Source organism: Betaproteobacteria bacterium, from assembly GCA_016713305.1.
In the GTDB taxonomy this organism is placed as follows: Bacteria; Pseudomonadota; Gammaproteobacteria; order Burkholderiales.
The window spans coordinates 55,873-76,757 of the sequence record JADJPK010000009.1 but is presented as its reverse complement, the minus strand read 5'-3'; the positions used below and the strand labels follow the sequence as shown (position 1 = coordinate 76,757).

Here is a 20,885-nt window from a genome sequence, read left to right as displayed (position 1 = left end):
AGGGCGGTGGATTCCGTGCCGCGGATGTGTCCCACGCCGTGGCAGCGCGGACAAGGAATGTGGCTCGTCTCTCCCAGCGAGGTCTGGAGACGCTGGCGGGAGAGCTCCATCAGCCCGAAGCGGGAGATCTTGCCCATCTGCACACGCGCGCGGTCGTAGTGGAGGGCATCGCGGAGGCGATTCTCCACGTCACGCTGGTTCTTCGCGGACTCCATGTCGATGAAATCGATCACGACCAGACCGCCCAAGTCACGCAACCGGAGTTGCCGCGCGATCTCGTCCGCCGCCTCCAGGTTGGTGTTGAAGGCGGTCGCCTCGATGTCCTGACCCTTGGTTGCACGAGCGGAGTTGACGTCCACGGAGACCAGGGCCTCCGTGTGATCGATGACGATGGCCCCCCCGGAGGCAAGCGGTACCTGCCGGGCGTAGGCCGTTTCGATCTGATGTTCGATCTGGAACCGGGAGAACAGCGGAATGTCGTCCGTGTAGATCTTCACCCGGGCGACGTTGGCCGGCATCACGTACCCCATGAATGCCTTCACGTGGTCGTATATGGCCTGGTTGTCGATCAGGATCTCGCCGATGTCCGGCTGGAAGTAATCCCTGATGGCGCGGATGACGAGACTCGATTCCTCGAAGATCAGGAAGGGAGAGGCCGCGACGCGCCGGTTGGGCGAGCCGTCGGGCCGCGTCGCTTCGCTCGTGGCGACCGTCCGGGAAACCGTGCGCTTGCGCCCGTCTTCCTCGACTTCGGACTGTTCGGTGTATTCGTACTGCGGTGCGCCGGCATCCTCGATCGCATGCCAGAGTTGCAGCAGGTAGTTCAGGTCCCAGTTGAGCTCCTCGACCGTGCGGCCGATGCCGGCTGTGCGGGCAATGATGCTCATGCCGTGCGGAACCTCGAGCTGCGCAATGGTGTCGCGGAGTTCGTTGCGCTCCTCGCCTTCCACGCGACGCGAGACGCCGCCCCCGCGAGGATTGTTGGGCATCAGCACCACATACCGGCCAGCGAGGCTGATGAAGGTGGTGAGCGCAGCTCCCTTGTTGCCGCGTTCGTCCTTTTCGACCTGGACGATGACTTCCTGGCCTTCCTTCAGGACATCCTGGATGCGCGCCCGGCCGGGATCGATGCCGTCACCGAAATACTGGCGGCAGACCTCCTTGAACGGGAGAAATCCGTGGCGGTCGGTGCTGTAATCGACAAAGGCCGCTTCCAGGCTGGGTTCCACACGGGTCACGATGCCCTTGTAGATGTTGCCCTTGCGTTGCTCCTTGCCGAGCGTTTCGATGTCGAGGTCGATGAGCTTCTGGCCATCGACGATCGCGACGCGGACCTCTTCGGGGTGCGTCGCGTTGAACAGCATGCGTTTCATTGCAGTACTCTCCCGCGCTCGTGTTCAACGGGGAGGGGCACACTCGGAGACGGCAGACGCCGCACCGACCGATTATCATTCGAGCGGGATCGAACTCATGCGATGCATCCGGGCGAACAAACGTGATGGCATAAGTGTGCGAAACCGCGATGCCGCAAGTGTATGGCGCGGCAGCGCGGGAATCCTGAGAACCTTGGAACGAGCGCGCAATTTCAACATTCGCTACTTCAAAAGGTGAGCGACATTAACCTGATGGGTGGCCCTCGTGGGGCGCACCGGCGAGGCGTCATGACCGGGAGCGGAGATTCGCAGCCCGCTGCTGTGGCCGTTGACGTCGCCGGAGTATAAGAAAAATGAATGGGTTAAGCAAAGACGTGGTCAACTGGGTCGAGATTGGCCCGGAGGCTCAGGATCAGCGGATCGACAACTATCTGGCGCGTATCCTCAAGGGGGTACCCAAGAGCCACCTCTACCGCATCCTCAGGAGTGGGGAGGTCAGGGTGAACAGCCGCCGTGCGGACGCCTCGACCCGGCTCCAGGAAGGCGATCGTCTGCGGATCCCCCCAATCCGGGTGGCAAGCCGGCCGAAGGGTCCCGTTCCGGTCGGGCCGGCCGGCAAGGTCATGACGGTCATACACGAGGACGACAGCATTCTTGCCCTCGACAAGCCGTCGGGCCTGGCTGTTCACGGCGGAAGCGGGCTCTCTCACGGTGTCATCGAGCGGCTCCGGGCGGAGCGCCCGGGCGAGCGGTTCCTCGAACTGGTGCACCGGCTGGACCGCGAGACGAGCGGTGTCCTGCTTCTCGCGCGTAAGCGCAGCGCCCTGGTAGATTTGCATGCCCAGATTCGCGATGGACGAACGGACAAACGGTACCTCGCGTTGGTGAGAGGGCAGTGGCGGGGGGGGGCGAGGACCATCGATCAACCCCTGACAAAGCATGTGTTGGAGGGGGGGGACAGGAGGGTCTTGGTAGAAGCCGGCGGCCAACCCTCCCGCACGGTGATCAAGCCGGTCCGCGTGTTTCAGGACTACAGCCTGGTGGAGGCGCGCCTTCTCACCGGGCGCACGCACCAGATCCGCGTTCATCTTGCCCATCTGGGCATGCCGATCTGCGGCGACGACAAGTATGGCGATTTCACCTTGAACAAGGATCTTGCCCGGACAGGCTTGAAGCGCATGTTCCTGCACGCGGCCCGATTCCGCTTCGAACACCCCCTGACCCGCGAAAGAAGCGACATCGAGGCTCCGCTCCCGGAAGAGCTGGCGCGTTTCCTCGAGCGCCTGGAACCTGCCGCGAAAGAGGTCCGGACATGAAGGAGTACGACCTCATCGTCTTCGACTGGGACGGGACCCTGGTGGACTCCGCGGCCCACATCGTTCACAGCATTCAGTCCGCCGCCGGTGACATCGGGCTCGAGATCCCCTCGGATGAACGCTCGAGGCACATCATCGGTCTGGGGTTGCTGGACGCCATGGAATACCTGTTTCCCGCGCTGCCGCGGGCCCGTTACGGGGACCTGACGGAACGCTATCGGGTCCACTACCTGGCGGGAGAAGAGCGCGTGACCTTGTTCGCAGGGGTGGAGGCCGGAATAGGACTTCTGAAGCGGCAGGGCCGGATGCTGGCGGTGGCCACCGGCAAGAGCCGGGTCGGACTGACGCGCGCTTTCGGGTCGACCGGCCTCGGCCCGTATTTCGATGCGTCACGGTGTGCCGACGAGGGCTTCAGCAAGCCACATCCGGACATGCTGGAGTATCTGCTTGACTATCTGGGGGTCGCGCCGGATCGCGCCTTGATGGTCGGCGATACCACCCACGACGTGGAGATGGCTCACGGCGCGCGGATGGACGTCGCCGCCGTGACGTTCGGCGCGCACGATGCGGGGAAACTTGCCCGCTCGAGACCAACCTACACGTATGACGAACCAGCCCGCTTATGGCAGTGGTTGACCCGTTCGGAGTGATCTGTGCCTCCTCGGATATCGAGGAAGGGGGCGCCGGTGTCAGGTTCGAGATCCGTCGCGGGAGCGAGCAGGTGCACGCCTTCGTCGTTCGCTTCGACGGGGAGGTGCGCGCCTATGAAAACCGCTGTGCACACGTTCCGGTGCAACTCGACTGGATGGAGGGGCAGTTCTTCGATTCGGCGGGGCTATACTTGATATGTGCGACGCACGGCGCCACCTACCTGCCTGAGTCCGGCCGTTGTGTCGCCGGACCCTGCAAGGGTGCCGCCTTGACCCGGGTGCCGGTCATGGAGCGTGACGGCTCGGTCTTTCTTCTGCAGGAATCTTCCTCACATGTCTGAATTTCCATCCCCTGAGGACGGCGATCGCTGGGAGCGCGATGTCCTGCGCAAGCTCGCCGAATCGGCACTCACCGAGCAGCGCCGCGCGCGTCGCTGGGGCATCTTCTTCAAGTCGCTGACCCTGCTCTATCTGTTCGTCGTGCTCGTACTTGCCGCGGGGTGGATCGGTGGACGGGAGGGATCGCTCGGCAAGCACACGGCGCTGGTGGATCTGTCGGGGGTGATCGAGGCGGATTCCATGGCGAGCGCCGACGTTGTCACGGCGGGGCTCAACGACGCGTTCGAAGACAAGAACACGCAGGGGGTGATCCTGCGCATCAACAGCCCGGGCGGCAGCCCCGTCCAGGCCCATCAGATCAATCGCGAGATCAGGCGGCTGCGGGGCAAGTTTCCGGGGATTCCGTTGTACGCCGTGGTCGATGACATCTGTGCATCGGGTGGCTACTACGTGGCGGTGGCCGCGGACGAGATCTACGCGAGCCGTGGAAGCCTCATCGGCTCCATTGGCGTGCTGATGGATGGTTTCGGGTTCACCGGCGCGATGCAGAAGCTCGGTGTGGAGAGACGGCTGCTGACGGCCGGAGAAAACAAGGGTTTTCTGGATCCATTCTCTCCCCTGGAGCCGAAACAACGGGAATTCGCCCAGGCAATGCTCAACGATATCCACAAGCAGTTCATCGAGGTCGTGCGCGAGGGGCGGGGTCAGCGGCTCAAGGAGACCGGCGAAACCTTCTCCGGGCTTTTCTGGACAGGCGATCGCAGTCTCGAGATGGGACTGGTGGATGCGATCGGGGATGCCGCCTATGTCGCTCGCGAAGTGGTCAAGGCAGAGAACATCGTCGATTTCACTCCGAGGGAGAATCTGGCGGAGAGATTCGCGAAGCGCTTCGGCGCGGCGCTGGGAGAGGCGATGGTCAAGGTCGCCGGCGCCGGGCGCGTGCGCTAGCCGCCGATGGGCTTCGCCCCAGTAGGAACACGGCGGGTCGCCGATCCAGGAGGGGTCGAGGGGTGGTGCGCCACTCGGACGCAGGCTTCACCAGCACCAGTTCCGTGGGCAACGTGAGATCCACAGTGACAGCAACGAGGGTCGTGTCCTCGCAGGTGGAGATCAAGGCATCGAGCATTGCGGCGTTGCGGTAAGGCGTCTCGATGAGGATCTGGGTGGTGCCCGACGAGCGGACTTCGCGGTCCAGTCGGCGTATGGCGTCCACTCGAGCCTGCGCCTGCTGCGGCAAGTAGCCCACGAAGCTGAACGACTGGCCGTTGAAGCCAGAGGCAATCAGGGCCAGAAGGGGAGCGCTTGGCCCCACCAGTGCAACGACCGGAACGTCTTGGCGATGAGCGAGTGTCACCAGTCCTGCGCCAGGATCGGCAACGACGGGACACCCTGCTTCGGAAACGAGTCCGACGTCCTGCCCGGCAAGCAACGGCTCCAGCAGTCGGGGGAGATCCGTTTCCCCCGAGTGCTCGTTCAGTTCATCGATCTTCAGTTCCTGCAGCGGCCGCGACAGGCGGACTTGGGCGAGGAAGCGCCGGGCAGTCCTGGCGTTTTCCGCAATGAAGCGGTCGAGCGAGGCGATCACGTCCAATGTGGCCCGGGGCAGACAATGGCCGGGCGACATGTCCCCAGTGGCATGGGAACAAGAAACAGGCGGCCCCGAGGGGAGCGGACACCGGCGTTCACTGGAGGTGTCACGGGACGCGAATGCCGTGTTGGGCCAACAGATCGGTAAGCAGGATGAGCGGCAACCCGACGAGCCCGGTCGGATCCGTTGTTTCGATGGCTGTCACAAGGGTGATGCCGAGCCCTTCGGATTTCGCACTCCCGGCGCAGTCGAAGGGTTTCTCGATATCGACGTATCGCTCGATGGTGTCGCGGTTCAGGGGCCGGAAGGTGACCCGCGTGGTGTCGAGTGCAACAGATTCCCGCTCATCCACAGTGGAACGTACACATAGAGCAGTGTGGAACTCCACTGTCCGGCCACTTGCGGCAGTCAGCTGATGGACCGCAGTTTCCCGATTTCCGGGTTTTCCGAGCATTCTGCCGTCCAGCATGGCGACCTGGTCCGAGCCAATGATGACTGCTGGCTCCGCGATCCATACTGCGCGAGCCTTGGCGATCGCCAGCCGGGTGGCAATTTCCACGGGCGGCTCGCCGGGGTGTGGCGTTTCGTCGACTCCGGGGGATTGGACGTCGAAGGGAATGCCCAGGCGCGAAAGCAATTCCCGGCGATACGCCGAGGTGGAAGCCAGGACGAGGCGCAGACTGCTCATGAATGCGGTAGCCTTTTGACCGTGCAGGGAAATCGTCGTAACATGGCGGGCTTATGTGCGGCACAGAGAGCTTCAAGGCTACCGAATTCGCGCGGCTGGAAAAAGAGGTCCGTGCGAGCGTGGTGCCTGCGGCGTTCGAGCGCCTTGGCTCCTTTCTGGGGGGGGACGAAGGGCAACTCGAATATCGGCTGAGCGGGTACGTGCGAAAGGACGAGAAACCGGCGATTTCCCTGTCGGTACGTGGCACGGTGACCTTGGTCTGTCAGCGGTGTCTGGGGCCTCTGACCGTTTCGGTCGATGCGCATAGGGAACTCGTGTTCGTTGCGCCGGGCCGTCTGACTTCGTTCGACGACGAGGAAGACGACGCGGATTATCTTCCTCTGGACGAGGTGGTGGAAGCTCACAGTCTGGTGGAAGAGGAAGTGCTGCTGGCGCTTCCCATGTCGCCACGGCACGCCGAGGACGAATGTCCGGTCGCGACTCCGGGAGCGTAGCGCCAGGGAGCGGGCCGGCCAGATTGAACAGACAGGCAATGATGTGCGTCCCTTCGGGATGCTAAGGAGAACGAGATGGCAGTTCAGCAGAACAAGAAGTCCCCGTCGAAGCGCGGCATGCACCGCTCGCACGACTTCCTCACCAACCCGCCGCTGGCCGTCGAGCCCACTACCGGCGAGGTGCACTTGCGTCACCACATCAGCCCCTCAGGCTACTATCGTGGCCGCAAGGTGCTCAAGACCAAGACCGACTGAGTTTCCAGCATTCCGGGCCGACTGCCGCGCTGCAGGCGCGTCAGGGATGGTCCGGGTGAAAAACTCCGGTCCCGTGAATGCCTGCCGGCGTCTGGCGGCAGGCGGATCTCCGGCGGGTCCTGCCCCTGAGGGTTGCCGAACTTGACCGTTCGTATTGCCATCGACTGCATGGGCGGTGACCACGGTCCGCACGTCACCGTGCCCGCCGCCATAGAGTTCCTCGATCGCTTTCCCGAGGCGACGATGCTTCTGGTGGGGCGTGAGGAGGCCGTCCAGGCTGAACTGGCTGCTTGCGGACGGGTGCTTCCCGCGATTGCAGATCCGGCACGCCCCTGAGGTCGTCCACATGGACGAGCCGCCCGCAAACGCGCTTCGCAACAAACGGGATTCATCGATGCGCGTCGCCATCGATCTCGTGAAAGCTGGTGAAGCAGACTGCTGCGTGAGCGCCGGAAACACCGGGGCGCTCATGGCGATGTCACGGTTCGTACTCAAGATGCTGCCGGGTGTCGAACGTCCGGCGATCGCTTCCTTCCTTCCAAGTCAGCGGGGACGCACCGTCATGCTGGACCTGGGGGCCAACGTCAACTGCACACCGGAGCATCTGCTCCAGTTTGCGTTCATGGGCAGCGCTCTGGTCGGTGCCATCGACCGGACCGAGCGTCCAAGCGTGGGCCTGCTGAACATCGGGGAGGAAGACATCAAGGGCAATGAGGTGACGAGAGATCGCCGCCGACCTGCTACGCGGGAGTGGTTTGAATTTCTACGGTAACGTGGAAGGCGACGATATCTACAAGGGCACGACCGACATCGTGGTGTGCGACGGATTCGTAGGCAACGTGGCGCTCAAGACATCCGAGGGTCTGGCCCAGATGCTGGCTGCGTATTTGCGCGAAGAATTCAAACGCAGTTTCTTCACCAAGTTTGCCGCGGTGCTGGCCATGCCGGTCATCAACCGGTTCAAGTCCCGGGTCGATCACCGTCGTTACAACGGTGCGAGTCTTCTGGGATTGCGCGGCATCGTTGTCAAGAGCCATGGATCGGCGGATGCGTTCGCCTTCGGCTTTGCCATCGAGCGTGCGTACCACGAGGTGCGCAATGGACTGCTCGACCTGATTTCGGCCCGCATGGGTACATCCGTCTCCGAGGCTGGGGTTTCGTGATTCATGCCCGCATCGCCGGGACAGGCTCGAGCCTGCCGGAGAAGGTGGTCACGAATGACGATCTTGCCCGCACGATCGATACTTCGGACGAGTGGATCTTCAGTCGGACAGGCATCCGGCAACGGCATATCGCGGCTCCCGAGCAGACTGCGAGCGATCTTGCCCTGGAGGCTTCACGGAGGGCGCTGGAGGCGGCCGGGCTCGAGCCGGGAGACCTGGATCTGATCGTCGTCGCGACCACCACACCGGACATGGTGTTTCCCAGCACGGCGTGCATCCTGCAGGGAAAGCTCGGCGTCGGCGGCTTTCCCGCCTTCGACGTGCAGGCCGTTTGCAGCGGCTTCGTCTACGCGCTTTCGATGGCCGACCTGTTCATCCGGGACGGTCAGGCAAAGTCGGCCCTGGTCGTCGGTGCGGAGGTGTTCTCGCGGCTCCTCGACTGGTCCGACCGGTCCACCTGCGTGCTGTTCGGTGACGGCGCGGGAGCAGTGGTTCTGAAGGCGTCGGATCAGCCCGGGATCCTTGCGACGCGCCTGCATGCGGACGGAACGCACGCGGGCGTCCTTTGCGTCCCGGGAACCGTGGCGGACGGCAAGGCGACCGGCCATCCGTTCGTGCGAATGGACGGCAACACCGTCTTCAAATTGGCTGTGCGGGCGCTGGCGGATGTCGCGGACGAAGTGTTGTGTGCCGCGGGGCTGCCGTCGACCGCCATTGACTGGTTCATTCCGCATCAGGCCAACATTCGAATCATCGAAGCCACGGCCAGGAAACTGGGTCTTCCCATGGAGCGCGTGATTTCGACGGTGGATCGACACGGCAATACCTCGGCCGCATCGGTGCCTCTCGCATTGGACGAGGCGGTGCGAGCCGGCCGCATCCTTCCCGGCCAGCATGTCCTGCTGGAAGGGGTGGGCGGGGGCTTCACCTGGGGCGCGGCCTTGCTGCGCTGGTAGTTCTTCGATATTCGGAGCCAAATGAAAGCAGCGTTCGTCTTTCCCGGTCAGGGATCGCAATCGGTGGGCATGCTGCGTGACTACGGCAATCATGCCGTGGTGCGCGCGACGATAGACGAGGCCTCGGCTAGCCTCGATCAGGATCTGTGGAGCCTGATCGACAACGGTCCGGAAACCGATCTCAATCAGACCGCGAACACCCAACCGGTCATGCTTGCGGCCGACGTCGCCGTCTATCGGGCCTGGCTGGATGCAGGCGGCCAGGCTCCCTCGGTGGTGGCGGGACACAGCCTGGGCGAGTACGCGGCTCTGGTGGTCGCAGGCGCTCTGCAATTCGGGGACGCCATGCGAATCGTTCGTGCGCGCGGCGAGGCGATGCAGGCCGCTGTACCGGCAGGGGAAGGCGGAATTGCCGCCATCCTGGGGCTGGAATCAGACCAGATCGAGGCCGCCTGCCTCGAGGCTGCCCAGGGCCAGGTCGTGGCAGCGGCGAATCTCAATGCCCCTGGGCAGATCGTGATCTCGGGCGCTCGAGCAGCAGTGGAACGTGCAATCGAAGCCTGCAAGCAGCGTGGAGCGAAGCGCGCCGTGATGTTGCCGATGAGCGTTCCCGCTCACTGCGAACTGATGCGACCGGCGTCAGAGGTGCTTTCGCAGGCGTTGTCGCAATGCGACATCGCGTCGCCCTGCATCCCTGTCATTCATAACGTCGATGTGACCGTCGCTGTCTCTCCCGAGGGCATCCGATCCGCACTTGTGCGCCAGCTCTACAGCCCCGTGCGCTGGATCGAGTCCGTGCGTGTGTTGGAAGTCAGGGAAGGCGCGACTCACATCGTGGAGTGCGGTCCCGGCAAGGTGTTGCACGGAATGGTGCGTCGCATCGTCAGTCAGGCGGCCTCGTTTTCGCTGTCGTCCTCGCAGGCGATCTCGGATACTGTGACGACATTGACCCAGGAGGGGGCGAAATGACGGGCAAGGTGGCGCTTGTGACGGGCGCATCCCGGGGAATTGGTCAGGCCATTGCGCGCGCCCTTGGGGCCGCAGGTTTCAGTGTGGCGGGCACCGCGACCACGGCAGCGGGTGCCCAGGGCATCACCGCCAGCTTCGCAACGGATGGTCTTTCCGGTCAGGGCTACGAACTGGATGTGTCCAGTTCCGTGATGATCGATGATGTCTTCGAGCGCATCCAGAAGGAGCAGGGCGAGATTTCGGTCCTCGTGAACAATGCGGGCATCACCCGGGACAACCTTCTCTTGCGCTTGAAGGACGACGACTGGGATTCGGTGATGAACACCAATCTCCGCTCGGTCTTTCAGCTTTCCAAGCTGGCAATCCGGCCCATGATGAAAGCGCGCTGGGGCCGGATCATCAACGTGACGTCCGTCGTGGGACACTCCGGCAACGGAGGTCAGACGAACTATGCGGCTGCGAAGGCTGGATTGACGGGCTTCGCGAAATCACTGGCCCGCGAGGTGGGAAGTCGAAACATCACGGTCAACTGCGTTGCCCCCGGTTTCATCGACACTGACATGACTCGGACACTCAACGAAGCACAGCGAACCGCGCTGATCGGGCAGGTCCCCCTCGGCCGATTCGGTCTCGTCGAGGAAGTGGCTGCCGCCGTTGCCTTTCTCGCCTCGGATCATGCAGGTTACGTCACCGGTAGCACGATTCACGTGAATGGCGGGATGCTGATGGATTAGGACATCGGCCGGCGTTGGCGATGGACCATGCCTGTGGCGTGAGAACGTCCTGGCGAAAGCCGTGGCGGCAGTCTCCAATAGGACGTTGTTTTGGTAGAATGCCGCCCCGGCTTGCAGCAAAGCGAGTCGCGAGGGGGGGTGTATCCGCGTCGCCTTCGAAACGGAAGACGCGCTCTCGTTGATACCGGATTCAACTGAAGGGAAGGGTACAAAATGGAAAGCGTTGAACAACGCGTCAAGCGGATCGTTGCCGAACAGCTGGGCGTGAACGAAGGGGACATCAAGAACGAATCCACCTTCGTGGACGACCTGGGCGCCGATTCTCTGGACACGGTCGAACTGGTGATGGCACTGGAAGAAGAGTTCGAGTGCGACATCCCCGATGAAGAAGCAGAGAAGATCACGTCGGTGCAGCAGGCCATCGACTACGTCAACGCTCATCTCAATTAAGTCGGCGCGGGCCGCCGCGCTGCCAAATCTTCTGGAGTTGCATTGAGCAAGCGCAGGGTCGTAGTGACCGGGCTGGGCATCGTGTGCCCGACCGGTGTTGGTGTGCCGGACGCGTGGGCCAACATTGTGGCTGGCCACTCCGGGATCGGCAGGATTACGCGCTTCGATGCGTCGCCGTTCGCTTCCCAGATCGCAGGTGAAGTGAGGAACTTCGATGTGACGCAGCATCTGCCGGCAAAGGAAGCCAGGCGTCTGGACACCTTCATCCATTTCGGATTGGTGGCGGCCAACGAAGCGATTCGCGATGCCGGTATCGTGTCCACGCCGGAGACGGCGGAACGGATCGGTGTCGTGATCGGCTCGGGAATCGGGGGGCTGCCGTTGATCGAGGACACGCATCGTGCCTTGATGGATGGTGGCGCAAAGAAGATCTCTCCCTTCTTCATTCCTGGCAGCATCATCAACATGATTGCCGGCACTCTGTCGATCAATCACGGCTTCAAGGGTCCCAATCTCGCAATTGTCACCGCCTGCACGACGTCGACACACTGCATCGGCGAGGCGGGACGGTTGATCGAGTACGGTGATGCCGATGTCGTCGTCGCCGGCGGTGCCGAAGGCGCGATCAGTCCCTTGGGCGTCGGCGGCTTTTCCGCAATGCGTGCACTGTCGACCCGCAACGACGACCCCGAGGCGGCGAGCCGACCCTGGGATGCCGATCAGGATGGTTTCGTGCTGGGAGAGGGGCTGGCGTGCTGGTGCTGGAGGAGTACGAGTTCGCCAAGGCTCGCGGTGCCCGCATCTATTGTGAACTCGCGGGATACGGCATGAGTGCCGACGCACATCACATGACGGCTCCCTGTGAAGATGGTGACGGTGCGGTACGGTGCATGCGCAATGCTTTGCGTGCCGCGCGCATGAATCCTGACGAGATCGATTACATCAACGCCCACGGGACGTCGACTCCCCTGGGGGACATCGCCGAAACTGTGGCGGTGAAGCGTTGCATGGGCGATCACGCAGCCAAGGTTGCAGTGAGTTCCACCAAGTCCGCGACCGGTCACCTGCTGGGTGCTGCGGGGGGTGTGGAGGCCGTGTTCATTGTGCTCGCCATTCGCGATCAGACTGCGCCGCCGACCATCAATCTGCATCGCCCCAGTCCGGAGTGCGATCTGGATTATGTCCCGAATGCTGCACGGAACATGAAGATCCGGGCTGCGCTGTCGAATTCCTTCGGTTTCGGCGGCACCAACGGGTCCCTGGTGTTTCGCGCACTTTGAAAGGTTGCCGGCGAGAAGTATCCGCCGGCATTGAACGGGCTGTATGGCGCCGGGGCCGGTAACTTGCCGGGCCGGGGGCTGTCGCACCGGGTCTCGGAAAGCGAATGCGGCTTCGCTGGCTCCTCTTTTTTGTGGCTGCAACCGGCATCCTCGCCGGTGGGTGCGTCTACGGCTTGCGCTGGCTCGGGACGCAGCCGCTCATGGAGGCGGGTGCTCCGATTCGCATCACCATCGATCAGGGCATGGGGCTTCGTGCCATCGCTCGTCAGCTTCATCGCCAGGGACTCGTGGCGCACCCGCTGCTGTTCGTGGGCGTCGCGCGGTGGCATGGAAAGGCGGACCGGCTCAAGGCCGGCGTCTACGAGATCAGGCCGGGGATGAGCGCTCGAAGTTTCATGGAAGCGATGGCGCGGGGCGATTCCATCCGGGAGCAGATCCGCTTCATCGAAGGTTGGACGTTCAAGCAGATCCGCGCGGCCGTGGATGCCCATCCCGGACTCAAGCACGACAGCCGGCAATGGACTGTTTCCGCCTTGCTCGAGCGCATCGGTGCCATCGAGAAGGGGCCTGAAGGGCTGTTCTTTCCGGATTCCTACCAGTTCGCCTCCGGGTCGAGCGATCTGGTCGTTTGGCGTCAGGCTTACGCACAGATGCGCAGCATGATCGAGCGCACCTGGCGCGAGCGGCAGCCGGGCATCCCCGTGGCCACCCCCTACGAGGCGCTCATTCTGGCCTCCATCGTCGAAAAGGAAACTGGCAGTCCGTCGGACCGTCCGCAGATCGCGGCAGTCTTCTCGAATCGTCTGCGCATCGGCATGCGCCTGCAGAGCGATCCCACGGTGATCTATGGCATGGGCGCATCCTTCGACGGCAACTTGCGGCGCGCCGATCTCGAGCAGGATACGCCCTACAACACGTATATTCGGCCGGGACTTCCCCCCACGCCCATAGCGTCGCCGGGTGCCGCGGCATTGGAGGCAGTGATGCGCCCTCCCGCATCACGGGCGCTGTACTTTGTCGCGCGAGGCGACGGATCCTCCGAATTCTCCGAGTCGCTTTCCGATCACAATCGTGCCGTCGACAGATTCCAGAGGCGCTCACCGTGACGAGGGGCCGATTCATCACGTTCGAAGGTATCGATGGCGCAGGGAAGAGCACCTGCCTCGAATTCGTCCGGGCGTGGTTGCAAGAGCGAGGGCTATCCCTCGTCACGACACGCGAGCCGGGAGGTACCGCAGCGGGGGAAGCCATCCGGCGGTTGCTGCTCGACAAGAACACGCGGATCTGCGCAGATACGGAGGCGCTGTTGATGTTTGCGGCAAGGGCGGAACATCTGGAGGTTGTGGTACGTCCCGCGCTATCGCAGGCGTCCTGGGTTCTCTGTGATCGATTCACGGATGCGACCTACGCGTATCAGGGTGGAGGACGCGGCATTGCGTTCGATCGGCTCGATACTCTGCGCGACTGGGTGCAGCAGGGTCTGGAACCCGATCTCACGGTTCTCGTGGATGTCGACCCCGGCATAGCTTCGAAGCGCCTGGAGGGCAGGGGAGGCGAAGCGGACAGATTCGAACGGGAGGCGAGGCAGTTTCACGAACGTGTCAGGGGGGCGTATCTGGAACTGGCGGCGCGTTCACCTGCCCGCATACGGATCGTGGATTCGACGGCATCGGTCGAAGAGGTGCAGGAGCGATTGAGGCCTGTCCTGGAAGAACTCCTGCGCTGAATGCCGAGGATGCCGCTCGAGATTTCGCACCATTCGTTTCCGTGGCACGACCAGGCGTGGCGACAGGCGGGGTTCGGTACCGCCGTGCCACAGTCCTTACTGATTTCCGGAGCGGTGGGTGCAGGCCTGCGCGAGTTCGGATGGGCGATTGCATTGCGAGCCCTGTGTGCGCAGCCTGATCCGACCGGATTCGCCTGCGGTGTCTGCAAGGAATGCGAGTGGTCCATCGGAATGCGCCATCCCGATCTCATGGTCCTGGGCGCCGACGCGCCCGAACCGGACGAAGACACGGCTGCGTCCGACGCTCCCAAGGAGGAACGGGCCGGTGAAAAGATCAGGATCTCGGTCGATGACGTGCGAAGACTGATCGGGTTCATGCAAGTGACGCCCAACCGTGAGCGCGCACGGGTCGCCATGCTGCAGCCCGCCGACGCCATGAATCTTGCGGCCTCCAATGCGCTGCTGAAGCTGCTGGAAGAGCCGCCCGCGCGTTCGCATTTGATTCTGGTCGCGAGGTCGCCATCGCGGTTGCCGGCGACCGTCCGCAGCCGCTGCAGCCAGGTTCGCCTCTCTTCGCCGTCAACGGAACAGTCGGTCGAGTGGGCAAGGGAAGAAGGGATCGAACAGCCCGACCTTGCCCTGGCCCAGACAGGATACGCACCGCTTGCCGCCCGCGATTTGCCGGCAGCATACTGGCAGGCGAGAGAAAGGTTGCTGCCAAAGCTCGCCAGTGCGGCGGGGGCAAGGGGAAACCGGAGCGCTTGGCTGGACAGTGCGGAAGCGCCGGAGCTTCCGCATGTGGTGCACCTCCTGCAAACCTGGTGCATCGATATGGCCGGAAGCTGCTGGAGGGAACCGGTTCGGTATCATCCGGATTACCGGAAGGACATTGCCCGGTGTGGGGCTCGGGTGGACTCGATGGCGCTTCATGCGTACATGGACTGCCTGAAGACCTCAAGGAGACGTCTGGATCACCCGATGAATCCAAAGTTGGCCGTTGAAGAACTTCTTCTTGGCTACTTTTCCATGTTCGACCGAGGATGAGGTTTGAGCCAAACCCCCGACAAGGCGGAAGCTGGTGCACGAACGACGGCATTGTCCCTGAACATCAAGGACTTGGCGATCCTTCATGCGGCCTATATGCCTTACATTCGGCACGGTGGGATGTTCATTCCCACGAACAAGCCCTATCGCCTCGGTGACGAGATCTTCATGCTCATTGCGTTGCCTGGCGATGCCGCCCGCCTGCCTGTAGCCGGCAAGGTGGTGTGGGTAACCCCACCGGGGGCCCAAGGCAACAAGGCTCACGGCGTCGGCGTCCAGTTCAAGGAAGACGACACAGGGCGACAGGCCAAGGACCGGATCGAAGCGCTGCTCGCCGGGTACGGCAAGGCGAACCAGCCCACGCACACGATGTAACCGCATGGCGCTGGTCGACTCGCACTGCCATATCGATTTTCCGGAACTCCTGGCCCGAATCGATGATGTTGTGGGCGCGCTGCCGGCGGCAGGCGTTTCGCACGCCTTGTGTGTCTGCGTGAACATGGAAGACTTTCCGCGAGTACTGAGCGTCGCCGAGCGGTTTCCCAACGTCTTCGCATCGGTGGGCGTTCATCCCGATCATGAAGAGGGTGCCGAACCGTCGTTGGACGACCTCGTGTCCGCATCCCGGCATCCAAGAGTCGTAGCGATCGGTGAAACCGGCCTGGACTACTACCGGCATCCGGAGCGCCGGGACGTCCAGCGTGAGAGATTCGCGACCCACATCGCTGCAGCTCGAGCGACGAACAAGCCCCTCATCGTTCACACGCGTGCTGCCGCGGCCGACACCCTTGAATTGATGCGAAGCGAACGAGCCGCCGAGCCAGGAGGGGTGATGCATTGTTTTACTGAGACCTGGGACGTCGCCAAGGGGGCGCTTGATCTGGGGTTCCACATCTCGTTCTCGGGAATCGTCACATTCAGGAATGCGCAGGATCTGCGGGACGTCGCGCAGAAGGTGCCTCTCGACAGATTGCTCGTCGAAACCGACTCGCCTTATCTGGCCCCGGTTCCCCATCGCGGAAAGACGAACGAACCTGCATTCGTCCAACACGTGGCAGCATGCATTGCGGAAGTGCGAGGAATGAGTCCGGACGCGCTGGCCGAGGCGACGACTGCCAATTTCTTTGCGCTCTTCAGCACGGCCGTTGCCTGATGGCGCACTTTCATGAATACGCATAATGCATATTATGTTAAATGTGTGGTGGGGACTTGAATTACTGTTCCCTGCGCATCTCCTGAGCCCTCTGGCGCTTCGATGAAGCGCATCCTGTCCCGCGACAATCCCCTTTTCCGGCACTTGAGCAAGCTGGCCGACTCGCCGAGATACCGGCGCGAACACGGCACAATAGTGCTCGACGGAGAGCATTTGATCGAAGCCTACTTCACCGCGTTTGGTCCCGGCGGGATGGAACTGATCGTTCGGGAGGGTATGGAAAACCGCCCGGTCACCATGGGCTGGCTGGAGCGCGGTTGGGACGAAGCCCCGGTGATCTTCAGCCAGAACCTGTTCGACGCGCTTTCTCCGGTCACAACGCCTTCGGGTCTGCTCGCCTTTGCACCCATTCCTTCGATTCCGGTCACGGAGGGGTCATCGGGCTTCTCGGTGCTGGCAGATGGTCTTCAGGATCCCGGCAATCTCGGCGCCCTGATCCGATCGGCCGCAGCGGCGGGCGGTCATGAAGTGGTTCTGTCGTCCGGGTGCGCGGATCCCTGGTCTCCTCGTTCCCTCAGAGGGGGCATGGGAGGGCAGTTTGTGATCCGGATTGGGGAAGATGTCGATCTCGTTCAGCAAGCTCGAGAATTCTCCGGTGCCGTGGTCGTGGCGGATGCCGATGGCGACACATGTCTCTTCGACGCCGAACTGCCGCGTCATTGCGCGTTCGTGATCGGAGCGGAAGGGCGAGGTGTTTCCCCTGCCCTGCGCTCCTGCGCCCATGTGGTCGTACGCATTCCCATGGCTCGCGGCATCGAATCGTTGAATGTGACGGCCGCCGCGACGATGTTGTTCTACGAGTGGCGCCGTCGGACGCCTGTCGGCCCATCGAAATAGGCCAGATGCGTCATCGTCGGTTCTAACCGCCCAGCAAGCGGATGTGAGGCACGAATCGCGGCACGAACATCCACAGACACACTCCCACCCCGAGGATGGCGAGGATCAGGATGGCGACGATGCTCACGCCGCAGGTGTGGACCCAGGGCCTTTCCTCGGGACCGGCAGGAATGAAATGCGGGCGTCCATCCACCGGCAATGGGACTTCGCGACGGTCCCGTCCGGAGCGCTGATTCTCGAGCGCGCTGGTCCCTTGTGCACGGCGTCGATCCTCGGAGTCTCGTTCGTTGATCCATCGAAGCCGGGCGCGATGCCGCTCGTGCGCCCAATTGCGTTCGTCCGAGTCCTCCTGTGCCGAGTGCGTCCGCAGCAGCTGTTCCAGAGCGGAAATCCCTGGCAGATGCATTTCCGCTGTCTGCCACTCGACACCGTCCGCGCTCAGTTCGTCGTCCGGACGAATCCGTCCCAGTTCGAGGTAGCGTTCGAGCAGCCCCCGCGGGTAAGGTCCGGATACCTCTCCGTCCTGCCGCAGATACAGGGCAAAGGATCGTTCCGCCCTCTCGGCACCGGGGACCTGTTCCGGTTCGCTCATGCCGCCGCCTGTGCGGAGAGCCGTTGCGACAGCGTCAGGCACAACGCCTTGAACGGCGCGTAGAGGCTGTCCGGTATGGGGCGGTGCTGCCCATTGAAGTCCGCGTAGACGAGGCCCTTTGGAGAAGTGCCGGCGAAGACCGACATCAGAAGGAATTCGCCCTCCCCCAGAGCCGCCCGCTGCTCGGGAAGTAGGAGTCCGGCGATCTTGGCGCGATTCCCGCCGCCGGCCCAGATTCCTTGCGGCTTCGTCATCAGCCGCGGAAAGAAATCCGTGCCGCCCAACGGCATCGGCATGCTTTCCAGTCGTGACACCGCCCCGATTTCGCCATCGAGGACGAAACGCACCGAGAGATTCTTTCCACCGGGCGACACCGCTGCATACATCACGCGATGCAGGCCTAGGCCGAATTTCAGGCAGTACAGTGTCCACGCCACGAGCACGTCTTCGTCGAGACTTGCCGGAGCGTGCTGCAGCACGTGCAAACCACGCTTCAGGGCGTTGAGATCGATCGCCTCCGGAGGCTTCATGCCCAGATTGACCGGAGGCACGCTGCCCTGCTCGAGCGGCAGCCAGGTCGCGACCGGCACGATTCTGGTGCTGCGCCAGTGACGTGCTGCGGTCAGCGCCGCGGAGGTCACCAGTCGCTGGGATGCGTCCAAGGACATTCCGCACATCTTCTGCACCCTGGCGTAGTCGTCGGGCAACGCCGGGTCGTTCCAACCGTGGTCGAGATGCCTTGCCAGCGCTGCCGCCGTGACCACATTGATCACTCGCGGATGATCCGCATGATCGTCGTCCATGAGACGGCACAGCAGTTCGGGCAGATTCCACATGCGCGCCAGGGCAAGCTGCAGATCCGTGTGCGTGAAACCCAGGATCAGGCGCTGCGCAGAGGTGCTTCGAACGCCGCGCGCGTTGTCCACGATGTAGCGGATCTCGCTTTCTTCCCGTGGCATGTGGCACCACAGCAGCAACTCTGCTAGATCGTGCAGGAGCGCGCTGATGATCACCTCGTCCGATTCGATGTCGTGACGCTGGAATGCGATGGCACGAGCAAATGCGCTGGCGTGCTGAGCTCGGCTGATCACCCGCAAGGCACCGTCGAGCGCCAGGCGGTCCTTCGCAAGTGAGACCTCGAGGGGCGTGGTCTGTGCGTGCGCGCGCATGAAGGTGGTGATGCCGTGCATCATCACCGCGTGCTCCACTGTCGTGATGTCGGCGAGCTGCTTGGCTCCCCGCTTGGCTTCGGCGAAGCGCAGCACTCGCAGCGTCATGAGCGGGTCGCGCAGTACCACGCGCGAGATGTCGCGCGCGCTGATCTTGTCCTCATCGCGGCGAAGCGCCGACATGGCTTCCGCCGTGCTCGCGAGCACCGGCGTCTCCTTCTGGCCGAGCGCCTGGACGAGATCGTTCATGTCCATGGTCAGGCGCGCTCTCCGATTCGCCAGACGTGCAGTGACCGGGTGCCGGGGCCGACGTGGATCGTGAAGTCGGGTTTGACTCCGGGTACCTCGAAGGTGTTGCTGACGAACAGGGTTCCCGCCCGCATTTCCGAACTCACCTTGCGCCAGAGATCCACCATGGGGACAGGCGACAGGAAGGCGTACACCACGTCGTAGTTCGCGAGGTCTTCCTTCCAGTAGTCGCTTCGTTCGACGTGGATTCGATCAGATCGGAGCCGGGCTCTGAGGCGGGCAATGACGAAGGGAACCAGGGCCAGTTCCACTCCATGAAAGTGGGCGGCATGAAATTTTCGCGCCAGACGGAGCAACACTGTCCCCATGCCACATCCGATGTCCAGCAAACGGTAAGGCCGGTCGGACGGGAGCAACGTCTCCAGCGCATCCAGCGCGCGAGCATTGGAAAGATAGAGCGGAACCTGCGTGCGGAAGGTCGAACCATAGATGCCGGCCAGCACCAAGAACGTCACCAGATAGACGGTCGGAGGCACCGCTATCGTCTGTGCGAAGGACACGGCCAGCGGAAAGACGAGATTCACGATCGCCCACCACGGTGCCAGGCGAAGCGCACGGCCGGATCCGGCGGCGAGCAAGCCTTGCAGGAGCAGCACGAGCCCGCCGTGCAGTGCGCCGGCCGGCAGGACCGAGGAGACGATCAGCCACGCGCCCAACTGCGCTGCGCCGGCTCTCACAACGGGAGGAACGCGCATGCGGCCGGGCGGCAGCGGCAGGTCAGTGGTGCTTTGCGCTCCCGTCGTCATGGACCGCCTCCTTGGCGGGCTCGGAATGTGTGGGTTTTGACTCGGGAGATGCCGGAGCGCCCTCCGCGCTCTTGTTCGCGAGTTCGTCGACTTCGATGGTGCCGCCATCCTTCAATGCAGCTTCCTCCGCGCGCCGGTTCATGACGATGATGCTCACCCGCCGGTTGGTCGGGTTGAACGGGTCGGAGGCGTCCAGCAGAACGGCGGAGCCCAGACCGATGACGCGTGCGATGCGATGTTCTTCCATTCCCCCCGAGAGCAACTCCCGGCGCGCTGCGTTTGCGCGATCCGCGGAGAGTTCCCAATTGCTGTAACCCCGATCCCCGCCGGAATACGGTGTGGCGTCCGTGTGCCCCGAAATGGAGATGCGGTTGGGTACTTCGTTCACGACCTTGCCGATCTCCCGAAGAATCTCGCGCGTGTACGACTGGAGCTGGCTGCTGCCGATGGCGAACATCGGCCGGTTCTGTTCGTCCACCATCTGGATGCGCAGGCCTTCCGTCGTGATGTCGATCAGAAGCTGGTCGCGGAACGCCTGGAGGGTCGGGTTCTTTTCGATAACCTCTTCCAGCTCCTGTTTGAGCGACTTCAGGCGCTCGGCTTCCTTGACCAGGATCGCCTTCTCCGCCTCTTCCGCGTCGATGGGCGAACCCTTCTTCTTGCCGTCCACCTTGTTGTTGACCTGGCCGGTCTTGCGAGAAAGATCGTTGCCACCGCCCTTGATGATGCTGGTCGCGTCGCCCGCCCCGGATCCTCCCATCAGCGAGACCTTGAGCGGCTGCTGAAAATAGTCGGCGATCCCCTGCAGGTCGCCCTTGGTCGTTGAACCGAGCAACCACATCAGCAGGAAGAACGCCATCATCGCTGTCACGAAGTCGGCGTAAGCGATCTTCCAGGCGCCGCCATGGTGACCATGGCCGCCCTTCTTGATCCGCTTGACGATGATTGGCTGTTGGGAATCGTCGCTCATGGAAATCTCGCCGGCAGGACGCGG

Annotated in this window: 22 protein-coding genes and 3 pseudogenes; 18 read left to right on the top strand and 7 right to left on the bottom strand. The window is 63.0% G+C overall.

Annotated elements, in window-relative coordinates:
• Positions 1–785 precede the first annotated feature (785 nt).
• A pseudogene (locus IPK20_12695) lies at positions 786–1,373 on the bottom strand (ribonuclease E/G).
• 353 nt (positions 1,374–1,726) lie between these two features.
• On the opposite strand from IPK20_12695, the gene IPK20_12690 reads away from it, so the two are divergent.
• The 4 genes from IPK20_12690 to IPK20_12675 are packed head-to-tail and all read left to right on the top strand — an operon-like array spanning position 1,727 to position 4,626.
• Positions 1,727–2,689, top strand: a complete 963-nt coding sequence (locus IPK20_12690) for an RluA family pseudouridine synthase (GenBank protein ID MBK8017479.1) — start codon at positions 1,727–1,729, stop codon at positions 2,687–2,689.
• Positions 2,686–3,339 (top strand): HAD-IA family hydrolase, encoded by a 654-nt coding sequence (locus IPK20_12685; GenBank protein MBK8017478.1) that lies wholly within the window; start codon positions 2,686–2,688, stop codon positions 3,337–3,339. The genes IPK20_12690 and IPK20_12685 overlap by 4 nt, the downstream gene beginning before the upstream one ends.
• On the top strand, positions 3,312–3,680 hold the full coding sequence (locus IPK20_12680; protein MBK8017477.1) for a Rieske (2Fe-2S) protein: 369 nt from the start codon (positions 3,312–3,314) through the stop codon (positions 3,678–3,680). The genes IPK20_12685 and IPK20_12680 overlap by 28 nt, the downstream gene beginning before the upstream one ends.
• On the top strand, positions 3,673–4,626 hold the full coding sequence (locus IPK20_12675; GenBank protein MBK8017476.1) for a S49 family peptidase: 954 nt from the start codon (positions 3,673–3,675) through the stop codon (positions 4,624–4,626). Before IPK20_12680 ends, IPK20_12675 begins: the two co-directional genes overlap by 8 nt.
• On the opposite strand, the gene IPK20_12670 is transcribed toward IPK20_12675, so the two are convergent.
• Together IPK20_12670 and maf are read right to left on the bottom strand one after the other, a co-directional pair.
• Complete coding sequence (locus IPK20_12670) at positions 4,595–5,302, bottom strand: SAM-dependent methyltransferase (protein ID MBK8017475.1); 708 nt, start codon at positions 5,300–5,302, stop codon at positions 4,595–4,597. The genes IPK20_12675 and IPK20_12670 overlap by 32 nt on opposite strands.
• 70 nt (positions 5,303–5,372) lie before the next feature.
• The gene (maf, locus tag IPK20_12665) at positions 5,373–5,954 is read right to left on the bottom strand and encodes a septum formation protein Maf (GenBank protein ID MBK8017474.1); all 582 of its coding nucleotides are present in this window, start codon (positions 5,952–5,954) and stop codon (positions 5,373–5,375) included.
• A 119-nt stretch (positions 5,955–6,073) separates the two neighbouring features.
• Between maf and IPK20_12660 the strand changes: the two genes are divergently transcribed.
• The 14 genes and pseudogenes from IPK20_12660 (at position 6,074) to IPK20_12595 (ending at position 17,075) form a co-directional block, all read left to right on the top strand.
• Positions 6,074–6,448 carry a DUF177 domain-containing protein gene (locus IPK20_12660; protein MBK8017473.1) on the top strand — a complete coding sequence of 125 codons (375 nt, stop codon included), beginning with the start codon at positions 6,074–6,076 and terminating at the stop codon, positions 6,446–6,448.
• A 75-nt stretch (positions 6,449–6,523) separates the two neighbouring features.
• A complete protein-coding gene (rpmF, locus tag IPK20_12655) occupies positions 6,524–6,703 on the top strand; it encodes a 50S ribosomal protein L32 (GenBank protein ID MBK8017472.1) in 180 nt (59 codons plus the stop codon).
• Positions 6,704–6,844: 141 nt separating this feature from the next.
• Positions 6,845–7,866 (top strand): annotated as a pseudogene (gene plsX / locus IPK20_12650) (phosphate acyltransferase PlsX).
• The gene (locus tag IPK20_12645) at positions 7,863–8,822 is read left to right on the top strand and encodes a ketoacyl-ACP synthase III (protein ID MBK8017471.1); all 960 of its coding nucleotides are present in this window, start codon (positions 7,863–7,865) and stop codon (positions 8,820–8,822) included. Before plsX ends, IPK20_12645 begins: the two are co-directional and overlap by 4 nt.
• A 21-nt stretch (positions 8,823–8,843) precedes the next feature.
• Positions 8,844–9,791 (top strand): ACP S-malonyltransferase, encoded by a 948-nt coding sequence (fabD, locus tag IPK20_12640; GenBank protein MBK8017470.1) that lies wholly within the window; start codon positions 8,844–8,846, stop codon positions 9,789–9,791.
• Positions 9,788–10,525 carry a 3-oxoacyl-ACP reductase FabG gene (fabG, locus tag IPK20_12635; protein MBK8017469.1) on the top strand — a complete coding sequence of 246 codons (738 nt, stop codon included), beginning with the start codon at positions 9,788–9,790 and terminating at the stop codon, positions 10,523–10,525. Before fabD ends, fabG begins: the two co-directional genes overlap by 4 nt.
• Positions 10,526–10,738: 213 nt before the next feature.
• Positions 10,739–10,975, top strand: a complete 237-nt coding sequence (gene acpP, locus IPK20_12630; GenBank protein MBK8017468.1) for an acyl carrier protein — start codon at positions 10,739–10,741, stop codon at positions 10,973–10,975.
• Positions 10,976–11,017: 42 nt separating this feature from the next.
• Positions 11,018–12,255 (top strand): annotated as a pseudogene (fabF, locus tag IPK20_12625) (beta-ketoacyl-ACP synthase II).
• Positions 12,256–12,359: 104 nt separating this feature from the next.
• Positions 12,360–13,361 (top strand): endolytic transglycosylase MltG, encoded by a 1,002-nt coding sequence (gene mltG / locus IPK20_12620; GenBank protein ID MBK8017467.1) that lies wholly within the window; start codon positions 12,360–12,362, stop codon positions 13,359–13,361.
• Positions 13,358–13,981, top strand: a complete 624-nt coding sequence (locus IPK20_12615) for a dTMP kinase (GenBank protein MBK8017466.1) — start codon at positions 13,358–13,360, stop codon at positions 13,979–13,981. The genes mltG and IPK20_12615 overlap by 4 nt, the downstream gene beginning before the upstream one ends.
• Before the next feature lie 9 nt (positions 13,982–13,990).
• Positions 13,991–15,025, top strand: coding sequence for a hypothetical protein (locus IPK20_12610; protein MBK8017465.1), 1,035 nt, complete (start codon positions 13,991–13,993; stop codon positions 15,023–15,025).
• A gap of 96 nt (positions 15,026–15,121) precedes the next feature.
• Complete coding sequence (locus IPK20_12605) at positions 15,122–15,400, top strand: PilZ domain-containing protein (protein MBK8017464.1); 279 nt, start codon at positions 15,122–15,124, stop codon at positions 15,398–15,400.
• A gap of 4 nt (positions 15,401–15,404) precedes the next feature.
• Positions 15,405–16,178: a TatD family hydrolase gene (locus IPK20_12600; GenBank protein ID MBK8017463.1), complete on the top strand. Its 774-nt coding sequence runs from the start codon at positions 15,405–15,407 to the stop codon at positions 16,176–16,178.
• Between the two features lie 102 nt (positions 16,179–16,280).
• A complete protein-coding gene (locus IPK20_12595; protein ID MBK8017462.1) occupies positions 16,281–17,075 on the top strand; it encodes an RNA methyltransferase in 795 nt (264 codons plus the stop codon).
• 22 nt (positions 17,076–17,097) lie between these two features.
• On the opposite strand, the gene IPK20_12590 is transcribed toward IPK20_12595, so the two are convergent.
• Genes IPK20_12590 through motB form a run of 4 tightly spaced genes read right to left on the bottom strand, consistent with a single transcriptional unit; the run spans position 17,098 to position 20,861 of the window.
• Positions 17,098–17,667, bottom strand: coding sequence for a hypothetical protein (locus tag IPK20_12590; GenBank protein MBK8017461.1), 570 nt, complete (start codon positions 17,665–17,667; stop codon positions 17,098–17,100).
• The gene (locus IPK20_12585; GenBank protein MBK8017460.1) at positions 17,664–19,091 is read right to left on the bottom strand and encodes an HDOD domain-containing protein; all 1,428 of its coding nucleotides are present in this window, start codon (positions 19,089–19,091) and stop codon (positions 17,664–17,666) included. Before IPK20_12585 ends, IPK20_12590 begins: the two co-directional genes overlap by 4 nt.
• 2 nt (positions 19,092–19,093) lie before the next feature.
• Entirely contained in the window at positions 19,094–19,891 is a 798-nt protein-coding gene (locus IPK20_12580; GenBank protein MBK8017459.1) for a class I SAM-dependent methyltransferase, read from the bottom strand.
• Positions 19,863–20,861 (bottom strand): flagellar motor protein MotB, encoded by a 999-nt coding sequence (gene motB / locus IPK20_12575; protein MBK8017458.1) that lies wholly within the window; start codon positions 20,859–20,861, stop codon positions 19,863–19,865. The genes IPK20_12580 and motB overlap by 29 nt, the downstream gene beginning before the upstream one ends.
• Positions 20,862–20,885 lie beyond the last annotated feature (24 nt).